The 17,412-nt window shown below is 48.9% G+C and carries 14 protein-coding genes; 11 read left to right on the top strand and 3 right to left on the bottom strand.

The window, feature by feature from the left end:
* From QZT94_RS01915 to QZT94_RS01895, 5 genes are all read left to right on the top strand, one after another.
* The coding region (locus QZT94_RS01915; protein WP_296773129.1) for a HAMP domain-containing sensor histidine kinase at nt 1–1,703 on the top strand (1,703 nt) is incomplete at its 5' end.
* 3 nt (nt 1,704–1,706) lie between these two features.
* Nucleotides 1,707–2,378, top strand: coding sequence for a response regulator transcription factor (locus QZT94_RS01910; RefSeq protein WP_296761840.1), 672 nt, complete (start codon nt 1,707–1,709; stop codon nt 2,376–2,378).
* 110 nt (nt 2,379–2,488) lie between these two features.
* Nucleotides 2,489–4,651 (top strand): 1,3-beta-galactosyl-N-acetylhexosamine phosphorylase, encoded by a 2,163-nt coding sequence (gnpA, locus tag QZT94_RS01905; protein ID WP_296761842.1) that lies wholly within the window; start codon nt 2,489–2,491, stop codon nt 4,649–4,651.
* A gap of 226 nt (nt 4,652–4,877) precedes the next feature.
* Nucleotides 4,878–5,615, top strand: a complete 738-nt coding sequence (locus tag QZT94_RS01900) for a glycerophosphoryl diester phosphodiesterase (RefSeq protein WP_072510381.1) — start codon at nt 4,878–4,880, stop codon at nt 5,613–5,615.
* Nucleotides 5,616–5,727: 112 nt separating this feature from the next.
* Entirely contained in the window at nt 5,728–7,077 is a 1,350-nt protein-coding gene (locus tag QZT94_RS01895; RefSeq protein WP_296761846.1) for an MFS transporter, read from the top strand.
* 86 nt (nt 7,078–7,163) lie between these two features.
* Here QZT94_RS01895 and QZT94_RS01890 read toward each other — a convergent pair whose 3' ends face one another.
* Nucleotides 7,164–8,426, bottom strand: coding sequence for a UDP-N-acetylmuramate dehydrogenase (locus QZT94_RS01890; RefSeq protein ID WP_072510383.1), 1,263 nt, complete (start codon nt 8,424–8,426; stop codon nt 7,164–7,166).
* 16 nt (nt 8,427–8,442) lie between these two features.
* Nucleotides 8,443–9,456 carry a sugar-binding transcriptional regulator gene (locus tag QZT94_RS01885; RefSeq protein ID WP_296761849.1) on the bottom strand — a complete coding sequence of 338 codons (1,014 nt, stop codon included), beginning with the start codon at nt 9,454–9,456 and terminating at the stop codon, nt 8,443–8,445.
* A gap of 179 nt (nt 9,457–9,635) precedes the next feature.
* On the opposite strand from QZT94_RS01885, the gene QZT94_RS01880 reads away from it, so the two are divergent.
* Both QZT94_RS01880 and glpK read left to right on the top strand, forming a co-directional pair.
* Entirely contained in the window at nt 9,636–10,457 is an 822-nt protein-coding gene (locus QZT94_RS01880) for an MIP/aquaporin family protein (RefSeq protein WP_270626457.1), read from the top strand.
* Nucleotides 10,458–10,510: 53 nt separating this feature from the next.
* Complete coding sequence (gene glpK, locus QZT94_RS01875; RefSeq protein ID WP_072510385.1) at nt 10,511–12,037, top strand: glycerol kinase GlpK; 1,527 nt, start codon at nt 10,511–10,513, stop codon at nt 12,035–12,037.
* Between the two features lie 237 nt (nt 12,038–12,274).
* On the opposite strand, the gene QZT94_RS01870 is transcribed toward glpK, so the two are convergent.
* A complete protein-coding gene (locus QZT94_RS01870) occupies nt 12,275–13,606 on the bottom strand; it encodes a U32 family peptidase (protein ID WP_296761853.1) in 1,332 nt (443 codons plus the stop codon).
* 109 nt (nt 13,607–13,715) lie between these two features.
* Between QZT94_RS01870 and QZT94_RS01865 the strand changes: the two genes are divergently transcribed.
* The 4 genes from QZT94_RS01865 to QZT94_RS01850 all read left to right on the top strand — a co-directional run bounded on the left by QZT94_RS01865 (nt 13,716) and on the right by QZT94_RS01850 (nt 17,410).
* Complete coding sequence (locus QZT94_RS01865) at nt 13,716–14,654, top strand: metal ABC transporter substrate-binding protein (protein WP_270626453.1); 939 nt, start codon at nt 13,716–13,718, stop codon at nt 14,652–14,654.
* Nucleotides 14,655–14,823: 169 nt separating this feature from the next.
* Entirely contained in the window at nt 14,824–15,546 is a 723-nt protein-coding gene (locus tag QZT94_RS01860) for a metal ABC transporter ATP-binding protein (RefSeq protein ID WP_296761856.1), read from the top strand.
* Entirely contained in the window at nt 15,543–16,499 is a 957-nt protein-coding gene (locus tag QZT94_RS01855; protein WP_296761858.1) for a metal ABC transporter permease, read from the top strand. The genes QZT94_RS01860 and QZT94_RS01855 overlap by 4 nt, the downstream gene beginning before the upstream one ends.
* Nucleotides 16,496–17,410 carry a metal ABC transporter permease gene (locus QZT94_RS01850; RefSeq protein WP_296761860.1) on the top strand — a complete coding sequence of 305 codons (915 nt, stop codon included), beginning with the start codon at nt 16,496–16,498 and terminating at the stop codon, nt 17,408–17,410. Before QZT94_RS01855 ends, QZT94_RS01850 begins: the two co-directional genes overlap by 4 nt.
* The last annotated feature ends 2 nt before the right edge of the window (nt 17,411–17,412 follow it).

Here is a 17,412-nt window from a genome sequence, read left to right as displayed (position 1 = left end):
TCCCTAGGGTCGAAACCAAACCGCTAACTACCCCGACCAAGATTTCTCCCCCAAAACCCTCCTCCCACCCCTCTAATCCCCAAGGTAAAACTAATCCTCAAGGGGAAAGGGGAGCCTACCAAAGTCGTCCCCGGCGAGTAGTAGAAAAAACTCCAGATCCTCATAACGGAGGACGAAAGTTCAGGATTCAAAGCCTGCGCAACCGGATGTTGGTGCACTCGGTGCTAATCTCGGGATTCGCCTTGACGGTCGTGGGAATCATCATGCTGTTTACCGGGGTTCTCCAAGTTTTCCATGCAGAACGAGTCCAAACCGAAGCGATTACCACCGATTTTCGTAATTTCGTTAAAACTGAAATTGCTAAAAAGGGCGGCGGTCTTAGCTCCGCTAAAGAGGCTCTAGAAAAATTTGTACGCCTCGAAGACGCTCCCAATAAGGGCGCTCTCCTGGGATTTTCGGATGGAAAACTTAGCGTAAACAAAGCCTCTCAAGGTTCAACAATCCACCAAGATGCTCAACTTTTAACCAAGTTAGCCAGCTACTCGGATGAAAACACGGCACAAATGTTTATCGTGCGCACCGATACCAGCACCTATGTGAGTGGAATCGTACCTATAAGCGCTGCTGGAACTGACGATGCTATGTTGGCAATCATCTCAGACTATTCGACAGATATTACCCCAACCTACACCCAGCTAATGCTATTTGCCGGAATTTCTTTCCTAGTATTGGCGCTGGTAGGACTGGTAAATGTTCGCGCTTCCCAATCGCTTCTTGCCCCCATCTCCAGATTGCGGGAAATGATGGCCTCGATTACCGGCGAACAAGATTTATCTAAACGACTGCCAATCCAAGGAAACGATGACCTGGCAGATGTTTCCCGGCAAATGAACTTGATGATTTCCCGCCTCCAAACCAGTTTTGATGAACAGCGTGACCTGCTAAACGATGTGGGACATGAGCTACGCACCCCGATTACGGTGGTTCGCGGGCATCTAGAGCTGCTAAATCCTGAGGATCCTCAAGATACGGCTCGCACCCGCGAACTGGCGTTAGAAGAGCTTTCGCGGATGCATAGGCTAACTGAAGACCTAATTACGGTAGCCAAGAGTGACCGCCCCGATTTCATTCGCCCCTCACGGGTAGATATTGGGGACTTACTAATGGATGCTTTTGAAAATTCCACCCAATTAGGGAATTTCAACTGGCGTATCGACAATCTGACTTTGGTCTCTACCACCGCCGATCAGCAACGTTTGCAGCAAGCACTCCTCGCCCTCGCCCAAAATGCTTCCAAGTTTGCACCCCCGGGAACCCTGATTGCTTTAGGAGCGGCAATCGATACTCAACAACCTTTATTAGACCAGGAAGGAAAGGCTGTAGAGGTCGAAACGGTAACCGCCCCCGATTTACAAATGGTTCCCCAAGTTCCCCCAGTCGATGGTTCGCATCGCCTTAACCTGTGGGTACGCGATCAGGGAATCGGGATTCATCCCAAAGACCAGCAGCAAATATTTGCTCGTTTCATGAGAGTTGATCATTCCTACGCCGGTTCCGGACTGGGACTGTCAATCGTTAATGCGATTGCCCAGGCGCACGGTGGAATCTTGCAACTCAAATCTGCGCCCGCTGTGGGGTCAGTGTTTAACCTCAGTCTGCCCATATCAAATGATGATTGCAAAGATGAAATACAAGGAGAATAAATCATGACCAGTATTTTGGTGGTAGAGGACGAGCCCGGAATCTCCTCCTTCGTCGCGAAAGGGCTAACTTCCGCCGGTTACAACGTGACTGTAGTAGACAAGGGTGCTGAGGCAATCTCGGGCGCGTTGGGCGGTGATTATTCCCTAATCGTCCTCGATATTGGGCTGCCCGATATGGACGGGTTTGAAGTATTAGAGCAGATTCGCGGACAGGGAGCCACTTTACCGATTATTGTATTGACCGCCCGTTCTTCGGTAGAGGACACTGTTTCCGGTCTGGAACAGGGTGCCGATGACTATATGGCTAAACCTTTCCGTTTTGAAGAACTTTTGGCTCGGATTCGGCTACGGCTTCGCACCGCCACCTCTGATGACCCCTCTAATATGGTGCAAATCAATGTTGGGGGACTCCACCTGGATTTGCGTACCCGCTGCGCCACCATTGACGGGGAACCAGTGGAGCTATCAGCGCGCGAGTTCACTATGCTGCAAGCCTTCATGGAACACCCCGACCAGGTTCTTTCTCGTTCCCAGCTGCTAGATATGGTTTGGGGCTACGATTTCGATCCCGGTTCTAATGTGGTGGATGTATATGTGCGTTACCTGCGCCGCAAGATTGGTTCGGAACGGATTGTGACCGTACGCGGTATGGGATACCGCCTGGTCGTGATGTAATTTTTCCCTGCATTTTTGACGCCTAACACGGTTATCAAGCCTTATAATTAAGTGCTTGATAGCTACCTAAAACAATCATTTATTCTCCAGCTACTACTAGAAAGAAACAGATGACAACCGGTCGTTTTACTCTTCCCAGTGAAGAAAACTTTGCAGAAGAAACCGCACGTATCGGCGAACTTTGGGGCGCTGACGCCATCCGTAACGCCGATGGTACTCACCTTGACGAGGACGTGCTGAAGCTCGGGAAAAAAGTCTATTCGGCATATTTCCCTACCCGTGGACATAACGAGTTCATCAGTAAGCATATGGAGCAGACCCCGCAGATTTACCTACTGTCTCAGCGGGTACTAGCGGAAGCTGATTCAGTGTCTATTCCCTATATGCAACGTTTCTATAGCGAACAGTTGCAAGCTAACCAAGACGCAGATCCCAAGAAATACTGGGAAGTTATTGACCGTACCACTGGTGAGGTTGTTGATCCTGGCAACTGGGATGTTGATTTTACCTTGCAGGTAGTGAAGATTTCTGATGCCCAGCCGATGCACGAGTACACGGTTACTTTCCTGGCTTACATCATTTGGGATCCGGTGGAAATGTATAACCACCTGACTAATGATTGGGGGGACAAAGAACACGAGATTCCTTTCGATATTCGTAACCCCGAAACCCACCAGTTCGTAATGGACACTTTCCGCAAGTGGCTAAAGGATAATCCTCAAACCGATGTGGTACGTTTTACCACTTTCTTTTACCAGTTCACCCTGGTTTTTGATGAAAAGCATCGGGAAAAAATTGTGGACTGGTTTGGCTATGCGGCAACCGTATCCCCCGAGGCTTTGGCCGAGTTTGAAAAAGCCAAGGGATACCCGATTCGCCCTGAAGATTTCGTAAATGGTGGAACCTATAATTCGACTTTCTGTATCCCCAGCAAAGCGCAGCTAGATTGGATTGATTTCGTTTCTGACTTCGTGCATGAAAACGTGAAAACTATGGTCAAGGATACTCATGCTGCCGATAAAGAGGCCATGATGTTCTTGGGGGATCAGTGGCTAGGCACCGAGCCATATCGTGATGGTTTTGAAAAGCTTGGTTTAGACGCAGTGGTGGGTTCGATTGGAGATGGCACCACTACCCGCATGATTTCTGATATTCCCGGGGTTAAATACACCGAGGGACGTTTCCTCCCCTATTTCTTCCCCGATACTTTCTACGAGGGTAATGACCCCAGTATTGAAGCTTTGGATAACTGGCGGAAGGCACGGCGCGCGATTTTGCGTAGCCCGATTGCCCGCATGGGTTATGGCGGTTACTTGAGCTTGGCCGCCAAATTCCCGAAGTTTGTGGACACGGTAACCGATATTGCTAACGAGTTCCGCGATATTCACGAGCAAACCGACAGTGAACCTGCTCAAGGGATTTTGAACGTGGCGATTGTGAATGCCTGGGGCAAGATGCGTTCTTGGCAAGCATTTACGGTGGCACACGCCCTACCTAATAAATACAACCATTCCTATTACGGCATTTTGGAAGCACTGTCCGGGATGCGGGTTAATGTCCGATTCATCAGTTTCGAGGACGTGCTGAGCGACGGGATTGCCAGCGATATTGACGTACTGATTAACGCCGGCCCTTACAATACTGCGTTTACTGGCGGGGATGTTTGGAATGATGGTCGCTTGGTGTCCATTATTCGCTCCTGGGTACGCCAGGGGGGCGCTTTTGTGGGGGTTGGTCAGCCGGCTTCTAGTGACCGTCCCGGCCGCTTCTTCCAGTTAGCGGATGTGCTGGGCATTGACGAGGAACGCTACCACACTCTTTCGGTCGATAAGTATTTCCCCGAGGTCGTTTCTGAGCATTTCGTGACCGCTGATTTGGATAAGGGTGCGGCGATTGATTTCGGCGAACCGGTTCAAAATACTTTCCCCATCAGTGAAGACACCACTTTGATTTGCGCTGAGGACGGGCAGGTACAGTTGGCAGCCAACGAGTACGGTAAGGGTCGCGGGGTTTATATTTCCGGGCTTCCCTATTCGGCTGCTAATGCTCGTTTGTTGGAGCGGATTTTGTTCTTCGCTTCTCATAACGAAGAAAAATATGCTGCCTGGAGTTCTTCTAATCCTCATTGTGAGGTGGCAGAGTTCGTTAAGGCCGGCAAGTACTGCGTTATCAACAACACCGAGAATCCGCAATCTACGGTAGTTTATTTGCCTGGAGGTCGCGAGGAAAGCTTCGATCTTCCTGGCAGTGGCATTGCTTGGAGGAACATCTAAGTAGCCTGATTTAACGGGTTCGCCTAAGCATTTCGGGTGGGTGGCATTATTTATGCCACCCACCCGATTTTTATTTCTCGCACATTTTCTAATTTCATTTTCAGGGAGAAGAAAAATTGTGCAGCAATTTTTATCCAGCGTTTTCTTATATTATTTTCGTAAAGTTCTAATAGTTAATGTAGGTCTGCCAATGAGGGCAACCTGGTAACGAAAAGGCTACTGATAAATGAAACTAGAAAACCGGGTATTTGCGCATCGGGGGTTAAACACTCTAGCTCCCGAAAACACCATGTCAGCGTTCAAAAAAGTAGTTGAACATGGGCTTAACTGGATTGAAACCGATGTTGATATTTTAGGTGACGGCACTGCCATTATTTGCCATGACACTACTTTGGATCGCACCACCAACAAAACTGGTGGTTATTATGAATTAACTGCCAAAGATTTACCCAGCATTGATGCCGGTAGTTGGTTTAGTCCCGAATTTGCGGGGGAGCCTTTACCAACGCTCCATCAACTGGTGGATTTTATGAACGAAACCGGACTGAACGCCAATATCGAAATAAAATCGAATGAAGCCGGAGCCACCATGACCCGCCAGCTCATAAAAGCCGTAATCAGTGAGCTAAAACGTCTGGACGGACCAGAAGTTATTGTTTCCTGCTTCAACCATGTACTGCTATCCGAATTTCACGCCCTCGCCCCAGAGATTCCCCTGGGGTGTCTCTATGAGACTTGCGCCCTCTATGATGATTGGCGCTCAGTTCTAGAACTGGTGGGGGCTAGCTATATCCACCCCGAGGACACCGGTTTAACCCGCGAAAAAGTGCGGGCATTTAGAGATGCTGGTTTTGGGGTAAACGTGTGGACAGTGAACTCTCCTGCCCGGGCTAATGAACTATTCAATTGGGGCGTAACCGGGGTATTCACCGATACTGCCCACCTGATTCCTCCCCGTAATTAATTCAATCAATCGACTATTTACCCCCAAACTCGGTTATCTACCACGAGTTTCAAGCAACCAATAAATATATCAACCAAATCAATATGATTTTCCCTTAAATGAAAGGAAAAATATGTCTACTACCGAGACAAAAGCTTCGCGCTGGCCGCATTTTTTGAGTCGCGGAAAAATAGGTTCCTACCTGACAGTAGTTATGTCAGGTCAGATTCCCTATTCCTCCTTCGAGGCTTTTAAGGGCGCTTTACTGTTGCCCCTATGCGCAATGCTTGGCATTACCGAAGGTCAATTCGGAACCCTGATGGGTTGGATTGGGATTGCCATGTTCTTATACGTTCCGGGCGGCTGGATAAACAACCGTTTCCAAATCAAGCATATTTTGATTGCCTGGTGCGGATGGCGATTAGCCACCTACATGATTTTGTTCCTGGTACCCAACCTGTCTTTCAAAGTAATGATCGCTATTGCTATTTCCTGGGCAGTATGGGATGCCATCGGCTGGCCCGCCGTAGTGAACGGGGTTTCTTTCGTAACCTCTGACGAAAATAGCAAAGGACGCGGTCTGGCAATGGGACTTTTGGAAACCATTCGTCGCGGATCAGAAATGCTGATGAATCTACTGGTAGTAGGGCTAATTGCCTGGCGTCCAGATAATAAAGAAACCATCATGTGGATTTTTGCTATGGCGTACGCACTATTGCTAATCCCCATGATTATTGCCCTACTGAAGATGGTTCCTTCCAACGCTATTGCTCACGAGGAATCCCACTCGGATAACCTCGCCGCCCTAATAGGTCTCGGTAAAGTGCTAATACGTCCCCGGGTCTGGCTAGCTGGACTGGCCGCCATGTGTGTTTACTGGGCATACGTTCACCTGATTTATGCTTCCGCTCCCTATATGACTATCGTTTTCAAAGCCTCAGATGGGGTTTCGGGTGCCTTTGGTATCTTCAACACCGGTCTAGTCGGAGTATTCGCTGGCTTGGTTTCGGGAGTAGTAGCTGACTACATTTTCAAATCATCTACCGTCATGATGGGAGTTTCCCTGACAGTTACCGCTATCGGTGCTGGTCTAGTCTATGTTTTGCCGGTAAATGAATCTGCTATGTGGATTTCAATGATTCTGCTTATGGTGATGGCAATCGGGGTTTTCATGGGTAAAGCCGTTATTTTAGCCCCAGTCGCCGAGCTGCATTTACCAGCAGCTATTAACGGATCCGCAATGGCCGTTGGCTCTTTCCTGGCTTATGCCCCGGTGTTCTGGGCAAATCCCTGGGCAGGCAAGATTGTTGAACAAGCCAATAAAGCCAGTTCAATGGAAGCGGCAGCTCCCCTATTTGGAAAACTATTCCTGATAACCATTTTGGTGTCAGCTTTCGGAGCCGCCTGTGCTTTCACCCTTGCTTTCTTCAATAAAAAAGCTGATAACAAGGTAATAGAAGCGGCTAAGCTGGAAACTGAATAAAAAGATTCACTAATCGGTTATTGAATCTATATCTTAAATAAATAGTGTTTGGGGGTTTCGGATTAGTATCCGAAACCCCCAAACTTTTAGAAACCTACCTGGACTGGTTCTTCTACCAGTTCAACCCCAAATTTTTCCCACACCCCACGTTTAATCGTTGCTGCCAGCTGCGAAATATCGACGCTGGAAGCCGACCCGCGATTAGTCAGCGCCAGGACGTGTTTATTAGATAGTGACGCCCTCACCGGCTGGTCATTCCCATTCGTAGAATCCAGGGAAAAACCTTTAGAAAAACCAGCGTGCGAAATCAGCCAGGCCGCAGAAGTTTTCACCACTCCCTCAAGTTTCGGAGCCACTCCGGTAACGGAATTACGCAGCTGTAAATCATAAACCGGAAAACGGGGAGCCGCGGCGGGAAGCTTCAGTGCGTCCTCGTTAGAGATAATCGGATTGGTAAAGAAAGAACCGCAAGAACAAGTATCGGGGTCGGCAGGGTCAAGTACCATCCCTTTAGAGCGGCGCAGCTCTAAAACTGCCTCCCGTACCTGCCGCATATCTACGCGCTCCCCCAGCTTTACCCCCAACTTGTCAGCTAGCTGTTGGTATTCAATCGGGGCAGATAAAGAAGCATGAGCTAGTTGAAAATCAGCCGAAAGCACCACGTAACGCCCAGTATTAGCCCAAATCCGTCCTCCCCCTGCCTGTTCATCGTGAAGGGAGCGCTTAATAATCGAGGTACGGTAGCCGAGACGTAAATCCCCGACTGGCAAAATCCGGATTGCATCCCGGATACGATCAAAAACCCGCACCGTAGACAAGGTTTCGGCCACTTCATGACCATAGGCACCAATATTTTGCACCGGAGCTGCCCCCACCGTTCCCGGTATCCCCGAAAGCGCCTCTAAACCCATCTGGTCATTATCAATGCATCCACACACGAACTCATCCCAAGACTGCCCAGCCGGAGCACTAACCATTGCGCCCCCACAAGCAGTATCTTCGGTAACCTTAATCCCGCTGCGCCGATCTTGGATAACTACCAAATCATTTAACTCATCGGCACAAAGCAGATTAGAACCGCCCCCTAGCACCAGCAGAGGACGGCGCTCTTTATCGGCTGCGCGAATTGCCCCAACGAAATCATCTTCGGTATCCACCGGGATAAAATCGGCGGGCGCTCCCCCAACTTTGATCGTGGTCATATCCTTCAAAGCCGGGATTTTAGCGCTATCGCTACTGGCAGAGACTGCTTCATTCCATCGATACCAAGCCGGAACCGGCTGGGTGGGTTGATGGTCGGCGTGGGGAGGAATCCACTCGCAAGCGTCAGTGAAATCGGTTTTTACCATGGCTCTATTCTAGGACTTACTTGGAATCCTGAGACTTTGCCAGTTGCCACACTCTTTCCGCCAACGCTTTATCACAAATCAAGTCGGTCATTACCTTGGCATTTAGAGCACCCAATAAGGATTGAGCTTTAGCTTTACCAGCCACAACACACAAACGTCTGGGAATGTTACGTAATTGGTCGGGGGTGGGACCGGTGGCACGACGATTCAAAGAAATATCTTTCCAGGAACCGTCCGGTCTAAGCAGCACGGTACAAACATCCCCAACAACTTTATTTAGAGCCAGTTTGTTCAGTTCGCTGCGGCTAAGATAGCCAGCCGCATACACATGAGAGGGGATTTCAGCTAAAAGTGCTCCCACACTAAAAACTGCTAAAGTACATTTTTCTTGCCAATTTAGGACGCGCCGAACCGCGCCCTCGCGCCAGACCGCCTCCTTAGTTTCTGGATTATCAAAGAAAGTTGGCACCGGGAATTGGACGATATTAGCTTTAAATTTCCCGGCTATCTGCGCGAGCAGCCCTCCGGCGTGCGCAATACCGGAAGTCTCGGTGGAAGCGGCTCCATTTAGCTGAACTAATGTCACGTTTTCAACATCTTTAGGGGTGATATAAGCAGCCATTTCAGTGGTGGTATTCCCCCAGGCGATTCCGATTACTTCCCCATCATGAATCATCTGTCCCAGGATTTGCGCAGCGATTTTTGAAACATTTTCGAGGACGCGGTGGTGAGTAGTGTCAGCCGGCATCTCTACGATGTGCACTTTTATCCCGAATCGGTCTTGCAGCTGACGTTCTAGACGCGTGTGGGGCATATTTGAAGGTTGTACCGAGATAGTAACAATTCCTTGTTTGCGGGCGTACGACAGCAAACGCGACACCGTAGAGCGAGACACTCCCATGCGGCGGCGAATCGCCTCCATAGTTTGCCCCTGCACGTAGTAGGCGAGAGCAGCACTGCGAGCCAGTTCATCTTTACTGCTGGCACTATCTGTGAGTTGATTTTCAGCTAAATCACTATCTTTTGACAAAAATCTCACCTCCGCGCCTCAAGGACGCACGTTTGACCTACTCAATTGAACATTAATCCAAGGAAGAAAAAATAGGAAGTAAAGGACAAGTTATGACCTGGTTGCGTTCTCGCGCGGTATTATTTCTTGCCCACAAAACTGAATAGAATACCCAATCGAACTAGCGCAAAGGAGCGCGTATGTTAGCGACATTGAACGATCTTCTGGTACCGATGGCGACAGCCACCCCAGGTAGCGGCGAGATTTTCGCATCAGAATTTTTTGGCACCGCCATCCTAATCATGTTCGGTGTTGGCACCTGCTGCACCAATAACCTTTTGAAATCGAAAGGTAACGGCGGGGGCTGGTTAATGATTAACTTTGGGTGGGGTTTGGCAGTGTACATGGGTGTGTATGCTGCCTTTAAGACCGGTGGTCACCTCAACCCCGCAGTGACGATTATGAAAGCTGTTTGGCATGGCTTAGACAGCAACGTAACTCTGAACGGACCAAGTGTAGCCAAGGGCGGGATTCCGGTCACTGCAACCAACGTCCTTATTTATATTGTTGCCCAAATGCTCGGGGCAATGGTAGGCGCTTTGATTGCCTACCTGGCTTACAAGAAACAGTTCGATCAAAAGATGGAAGATCCTCGCTTTAAGCTGTGGTGTTTCGCTACCGCTCCCGAGGTTCGTTCACCACTATGGAATACCATCTCCGAGATTATCGGTACTTTCGGTCTACTGGCATTCGTAATGGTTTCTGGTGGTACCCCAACCGAGGTTGGCCCCTTGGCGGTGGCTCTCTGTATCGTAGTCATCGGTATTGGTTTGGGTGGCCCCACCGGGTACGCCATCAACCAGGTTCGTGACTTGGGACCGCGTATCATGTTCAGCTTACTCCCGATGAAGGGCGGAAAGTCTGATGCCGACTGGGGTTATTCCTGGGTACCGATTCTCGGTCCTACCATTGGCGCGATTATTACCCCACTGATTGTGGTCGCCGTAGGCATGGCCGTTTAGCAGCAGTTCGTTTAATCGTTTAATTAAGCACTATCTATTTTTAAGGATTTAATATGACCGAGAAAAAATATGTAATGGCAATTGACCAGGGGACGACCTCCTCACGTGCTATTCTTTTTGATCACAGCGGACAAATCGTGTCGGTAGGACAAAAAGAACACGAACAGATTTTCCCGAAGGCGGGTTGGGTTGAGCACAATCCCATTGAGATCTGGGATAATATTCGCTCCTGCGTGGCTGATGCACTACAAAAAGCCCAGGTAAACCGGCATGAAATTGCCGCAGTCGGGATTACTAACCAGCGGGAAACCGTAGTGGTTTGGGACAAGAACACTGGGGAACCGGTATATAACGCGATTGTTTGGCAGGATACCCGCACCTCGCAGATTATTCGGGAACTCGCCGGCGAGGAGGGAATGTCAAAGTACCGGGATATTTGCGGGCTTGACCTATCTACCTATTATTCAGGTCCGGAAATCAAGTGGATTTTGGATAATGTCGAGGGCGCACGCGAGAAGGCAGAAGCCGGCGACCTGCTGTTCGGTAACACCGACTGCTGGGTACTGTGGAATATGACTGGCGGCGTGAACGGCGGGGTGCACAAGACCGATGTCACCAACGCTTCCCGTACCATGCTGATGGATATTCGCACCCTCCAGTGGCGCGAAGATATCTGTAAAGACTTTGGGATTCCCATGTCGATGCTGCCGGAGATTTGCTCCTCTTCTGAGGTCTACGGTTATGGACGTAAGAACGGCTTGCTGATTGACACCCCAATTTCGGGTATTTTGGGTGACCAGCAGGCTGCTACTTTCGGTCAGGCCTGTTTTGAGAAAGGCATGGCAAAGAACACCTACGGTACCGGTTGCTTCGTGTTGATGAATACTGGTGAAGAACCGGTATTTTCTGAAAATGGTTTGCTAACTACCGTGGCTTACAAGATTGGTGATAACAAGCCAGTTTACGCTCTAGAGGGTTCGATTGCGGTTGCTGGCTCGCTGGTACAGTGGCTACGCGACAACCTGGGAATGATCAAGAGCTCGGATGAGATTGAGAAGCTGGCCAGCACAGTTGATGATAACGGTGGCGTCTACTTTGTGCCCGCATTCTCTGGTTTGTTCGCCCCCTATTGGAAGGATGATGCCCGGGGTGCGATTGTGGGTCTAACTCGTTACAACAACAAGGGACACATTGCGCGCGCGGTACAGGAAGCAACTCCTTATCAGACCCGTGAAGTATTTGACGCGATGGTGGCAGACTCGGGCGTGGAGCTCAAGGAGTTGCGGGTAGATGGTGGCATGACCAAGGACGAAATGGTTATGCAGTTCCAGGCCGACCAGCTGGGTGTGCCTCTGGTTCGTCCGCAGGTACTAGAAACTACTGCCTTGGGCGCAGCTTATGCTGCCGGTATCGCCGTAGGATTCTGGGACGGTGAACAGGACGTGATTGATAACTGGGCAGAGGGCAAACGCTGGGAGCCGGGTAAAGATCGCGAAGAGTACGACCGTAACTACCGCTTGTGGAAGAAAGCGGTTACCCGCACCTTCGAGTGGGTAGATACCGACGTAGAGAACGCCTAGTCGTCAAGGCGTTTTGGTCACGTACGAAAATACTTATTGCGTGGCATATCGGGGTAATACCTGCAATAACTAAATTGTGAAACCTCCAATGCGGGTTCGGGAAACAAAAGGTTTTCCGAACCCGCATTTTCAATGTTCTGGGGCTAATGCCCATGTTTTGTTACCAGGCTTTGAAAGTAGCTATGGGTAGCAAACGATGAAGGTTTTTAGGAATATCAGCGATAGGGTTTCTCGTCTTTAACGCACTTTGGCACGAATCATTGCCCCAGTTGGTAGGGGCAATGGGCAAGGGAAGGAAAACTCGTGTGCGGGATGATTGATTTCTGGTACTTCATGCCCAAATTCATCCCGTAAATCATGGTCAGGGATTTGGTACTCAATTGGCGCCGCACCAGGAATTAAAAACTCGATAGGCATTAAGGGGGTTATCTTATTCTTCGCTAATATATAGACCCGTCCTTCATCTGCCCGGTGTTCGCGAACGCTACCTAACCAACGCCAAGCGTTTATATATCCCCCTTTGGTAATGGATTCACTGGCCGGGTTTTCGGGATAATAAAAACCGGTTGAGTATTCACGATGGGTAACTTTATAGGGCTCTTGTCCAATCCAATCAGGCAGAACTACCTTATCGGTTGGTTCTTCACCGGGGATAAACGGTTTAAGCTCTTGCCCTTGCGCATTTTCAAAACCGCGTTGAAGCATATATTCATTAACCGCGCATTTATAGGCGTTCGCCATAGCGGCCACATAGTAGGCACTTTTAGCGCGTCCTTCTATCTTTAAGCTGGTAACCCCGGCATCAATCACGTCTGCTACGTGTTCAACCATATTCATATCTTGGGAGTTGAACAGAAAAGTACCCTGATCGGTTACTTCAACCGGAATAACGTTCCCGGATTTTTTCTCTTCCACCACGTGATATTTATAGCGACACGCTTGCACGCAGTCCCCGTGGTTAGCGTCCCGCCCGGTGGTGTGTTGAGAAATCAGACAACGCCCCGAAAACGCCATACACATTGAGCCGTGCACAAATGCTTCAATCTCAAGTTCGGAAGAAACATGAGCGCGCAGCATCCGGATTGCCGGTAAATCAAGTTCTCGTGCCAGGACTACCCGGCTAGCTCCCAGGGCGGCTAAAGCTTCAGCGGCCTGATAGTTGGTTACTCCCGCCTGAGTGGAGATATGAATATCCGTATCGGGAGCAACCCGGCGCGCTGCCATTAAAACCCCGATATCGGTAACTATGAGGGCGTCTACCCCAATCTCACCTAGTTGTCCCATATATTCGTTCATGGCCACAACTTCGTCGCTGTCCGGCAAGATATTGCAGGTTACATAAACCCGCGCCCCTCGCTGGTGAGCATAGCTGATCGCGTCCTCGAAATCTTCGAGACTGAAATTGCGGGGAGCCGCCCGCATCCCGAAAGCTTTCCCACCGCAATAAACCGCGTCTGCCCCAAAATCGATAGCAGTCTTTAGGGTGTCGAGATTACCGGCTGGTGCCAGCACCTCGGGGTTTGAGCGACGTAGGATTTGCGGAAAATCTGCGTGATTATCAATATTCACCAGATAAGGATACGAGAGATGGGGCAGCAATATCCAGATTTGAACTTAGGCACACCTAACCCTAAGATATTTATTCGGTAGACCGAAACCTTAACAGAAACGAGGATAAATGAAACTAAAATCAGTTTTCGCAAGTATTTGCGTACTAGCGTTAGCAACCTCCCTAGGAGCGTGCAGTAAAGCCAGTACCGCTGCCGATACCAATAAAACTGGTCAGAAACTCAAAATTGTGGCAACCACCGGATATCTAGCTGATGCGATAAAAAACATTGCCCCGGAAAGTGAAATCACCACCCTGGTAGCTCCCGGCGGAGACCCCCACACTCAGGAACTAACCACCAAAGATACTGAAAAAATCCAACAAGCTGACCTGGTTGTTTGGACCAGTCACGATATGGAACACAAGATGATGAAACAGTTTGACGGACTAGGAGATAAGTCCTTACCCGCAGCTGAATCCATACCGAAAAAAATGCTGCTCGACTGGGAAGAGGACGGGAAAATTGAAGGTCATGACCCGCACGTATGGAACGACCCTATTGCCTGGCAGTACGCGGTTAGTGCCACAGCTGAAAAAATTGCCAAAATAGATAAAGCAAACGCGGAAAAATACCTTAAGAACGGCAAAGAGTACAACGCAAAAATCCAGGCTTTGCACGAGAAAGCAAAAGTACAATTCGAGAAGATAAGCGCTGATCGCCGCACCCTAGTAACTGGTCACGACGCATTTAACTACCTCGGTCGAACCTATGGACTAGAAATAATGGCTACCGATATGGTTTCTTCTGAATCAGAAATCTCTGCCGTACAGCTCGAAGAGCTAGCGAGTAACATCGCTAAAAAGAAAGTTCCAGTAATCTTCTACGACAATCTAAAAAGCCCTGAAGTGGTAAAACATTTGAAAGAAATTGTGAAATCTAAAGGATGGGATGTAAAGCTCTCCGATACTGAACTTTACGCTGACACCCTGGGCGAGAAATCTCCAACCGATACTTATCTAGGAGCATTCGAGCACAACGTTTCTGCGATTATAAAAGCACTATCGTAGCCAAAGCCCAGATATTACCGGCGGGCGCTAGGAGTTACTGTCTCCTCTCCTAGCGCCCGCCTTACGGCTCCTATATGCCAATACCGCCAGATTCACCGGCTTACCGCCCGGAATCTAGCACCTAATTTGTTCTAAAACCTGACCTGATTCCACAGGAGTCTCAAATCAAATGCTTCCTTGCGTAGTAAATAACATCAGTGCCGCCTATCGTGACCGTCTTGCCGTTAATCAGGTAAGTTTTAGCGTTTCACCTGGTGAAATCATGGCCATTCTGGGGGCAAACGGAGCTGGGAAATCCACTCTTATTAAGGCAATGCTAGAGCTAATTCCCCGCAGAAGTGGGCAGGTGCATTACTTTGGAAAAGAGCTCAGCAAAAGTCGTAAAAAAATCGCATATATGCCCCAATCAGCCTCTATTGATTGGGATTTTCCGGCTCGAGTTAAAGACGTAGTGTTAATGGGAACCTACGCGAAGCTAGGATGGTTACGTCGTCCTAGAGCAAGCGAGCATCAGGCAGCGCTTAGTGCAATGCAACAACTAGATATCGCTGACTTAGCTAATCGTCAGATTTCAGAGCTGTCCGGGGGACAAAAACAACGCACTTTCGTAGCGCGCGCTATCGCCGCAAACGCACAGTTGCTGGTACTGGACGAACCGTTTGCAGGCGTTGATATGAAGACAGAAAAAACGATTTTAAGGGTATTACAGTCTCTGGCTGAATCTGGAAAAACCATCATTTTGGTACATCACGATTTAGCAACAGTTCGCAGTTTTTGTTCCAGCGTATTACTGCTACGAGAGGGAGAACTCGTAGCTACCGGATCGTTGGATCAGGCTTTTACCTCTGAAAACATTGCTTATGCTTATGGGATTGAGGGAGTAACCTCATGAGTCTTTCCGCTAACGTTCTAACTTTCAAACTGTCTTTTTCTCTCATTTCGTTCAGTGATTTTTGGGGAACCTACAGTTTTCGCGTAATGACATTCGGAGCTGTATTGGTGGGATTTTTTGCGGGAGCATTAGGGTCTCTTCTCTATGTACGCCGACGATCGCTAATTTCAGACGTTATTGGTCATAGCTCTATCGCCGGTATTGTGGGCGCATTCGTGATTGCTTCCCTGCTAGGAGCTGATGGAAACTCAATTCTTATTTTGACGATTGGGGCGACAGTTTCTGGTCTATTAGCGGTAACTACCACCAACCTGATTAGCGATAATTCAAAAGTTGGAGTGGAAGCGGCTATGGCTATCTCCTTAGCTATTTATTATGGCGGAGGCATGGTAGCGCTCCGTTTACTTTCGTTTTCATCTTTCTCTGGTCGTTCAGGCATTGCGCAGTATTTGTTTGGAAATGCTGCCACTATGCGCCTGGTGGATGTATTTACTGTCGCTATCTTGGGTTTACTCGCCGTAGCGATAGTGATGCTGTTTTGGAAAGAAATCGCGCTTTTTAGTTTCGATGCGCCCGGGGCGGTGACTGCCGGTTTCTCCGGAAAAGTGTTGAACAACATTATCACCGTTTGCACCACCGTAGGAATCGTAATCGGGGTGAAATCAGTAGGAGTGGTGCTGATGGTAGCTTTTGCAATTATCCCAGCCGCTAGTGCCCGCCAATGGACAGATGATTTGCGGGTTCTTTTTGCTGTTTCTGGCTTTATCGGCGCTTTAGGGGGCGCGCTTGGTTCTTATCTTGCAGTTTCAATTGGCAAAGTTCCTACTGGTCCAGTGATTGTCGTGATTTTGTCGATTGTTCTCTTGATTTCTTTACTGTTTTCCCCGCGCCGTTCGGTTTTACCGTTCCCCCGCAGATTCCTTAAATCTACTAACGGAAGGATTACGCAATGAACTTTGTATTTGCAGCGTTACTGTTGGCAATTACCACTTCCCTAACCTGCGCACTTCCGGGTACTTTTTTGGTGCTGCGCCGCCAAGCTATGTTAGTGGACGCTATGAGCCATGCAGTTCTTCCCGGGATTGTGCTGGGGGCATTTTTATCGGGGTCTACCTACTCTCCAATCATGGTGTTATTGGCTGCCATTTTCGGGCTAATCGTGGTTTTGGGAGCGAACTTTTTGCAATCCACAGGTCGGCTTGCCGAGGACGCAAGTCAGGGGGTAGTTTTCCCGTTACTGTTTTCCGGGGGCGTAATTATGTTATCTACCGCCCTAGCAGAGGTTCATATCTGTGAGGATACGGTACTGACCGGTGACTTGAACCTGTTAGCGCTCGATACCGAGCGCCTGGTTGTCGGAAATCTTGATTTTGGTCCCCATGCCATGTGGATGTTACTAATTGTTCTTTTATTAAACGCTTTGTTTCTCGGGTTTACCTATAAAGTTATGCAATTGGGAACCTTTGATCGAGAATCTGCAAAGGTTATTGGTTTCCCAATTCGCCTGGTAGAGACACTTTTTATGGTTTTAGTGGCTTTGACTATCGTAGTTGCTTTTTCGACCGCTGGCGCTATCTTGGTAATCGCATTGCTGGTAACCCCGGCAGCAACTGCCATTTTATTGTCGAACTCCCTGTCACGGGTGATTGCATTGACAGTTTTAATATCCGTGGTTACCGCTACGATTGGTTTCTTTGTCGCGTGGCATTTCAACCTGGCAACTTCTGCAATGATGGCGTTTACCGATGGGGCGCTATTTTGCTTGGTTTTGTTAGCTATCAATGTAAAAAGAAAGTGGGAGGCTCGATTTTCGAGCCTCCCACCCTGTCTAGATGAACATCTGGCAGATGCTAAAAGGGACTAATC

Source organism: Varibaculum sp. (assembly GCF_008661855.1).
In the GTDB taxonomy this organism is placed as follows: domain Bacteria; phylum Actinomycetota; class Actinomycetes; order Actinomycetales; family Actinomycetaceae; genus Varibaculum; species Varibaculum timonense_A.
Note: the sequence above shows the minus strand (reverse complement) of the source record. Positions and strands in the feature narration are given on the sequence as shown.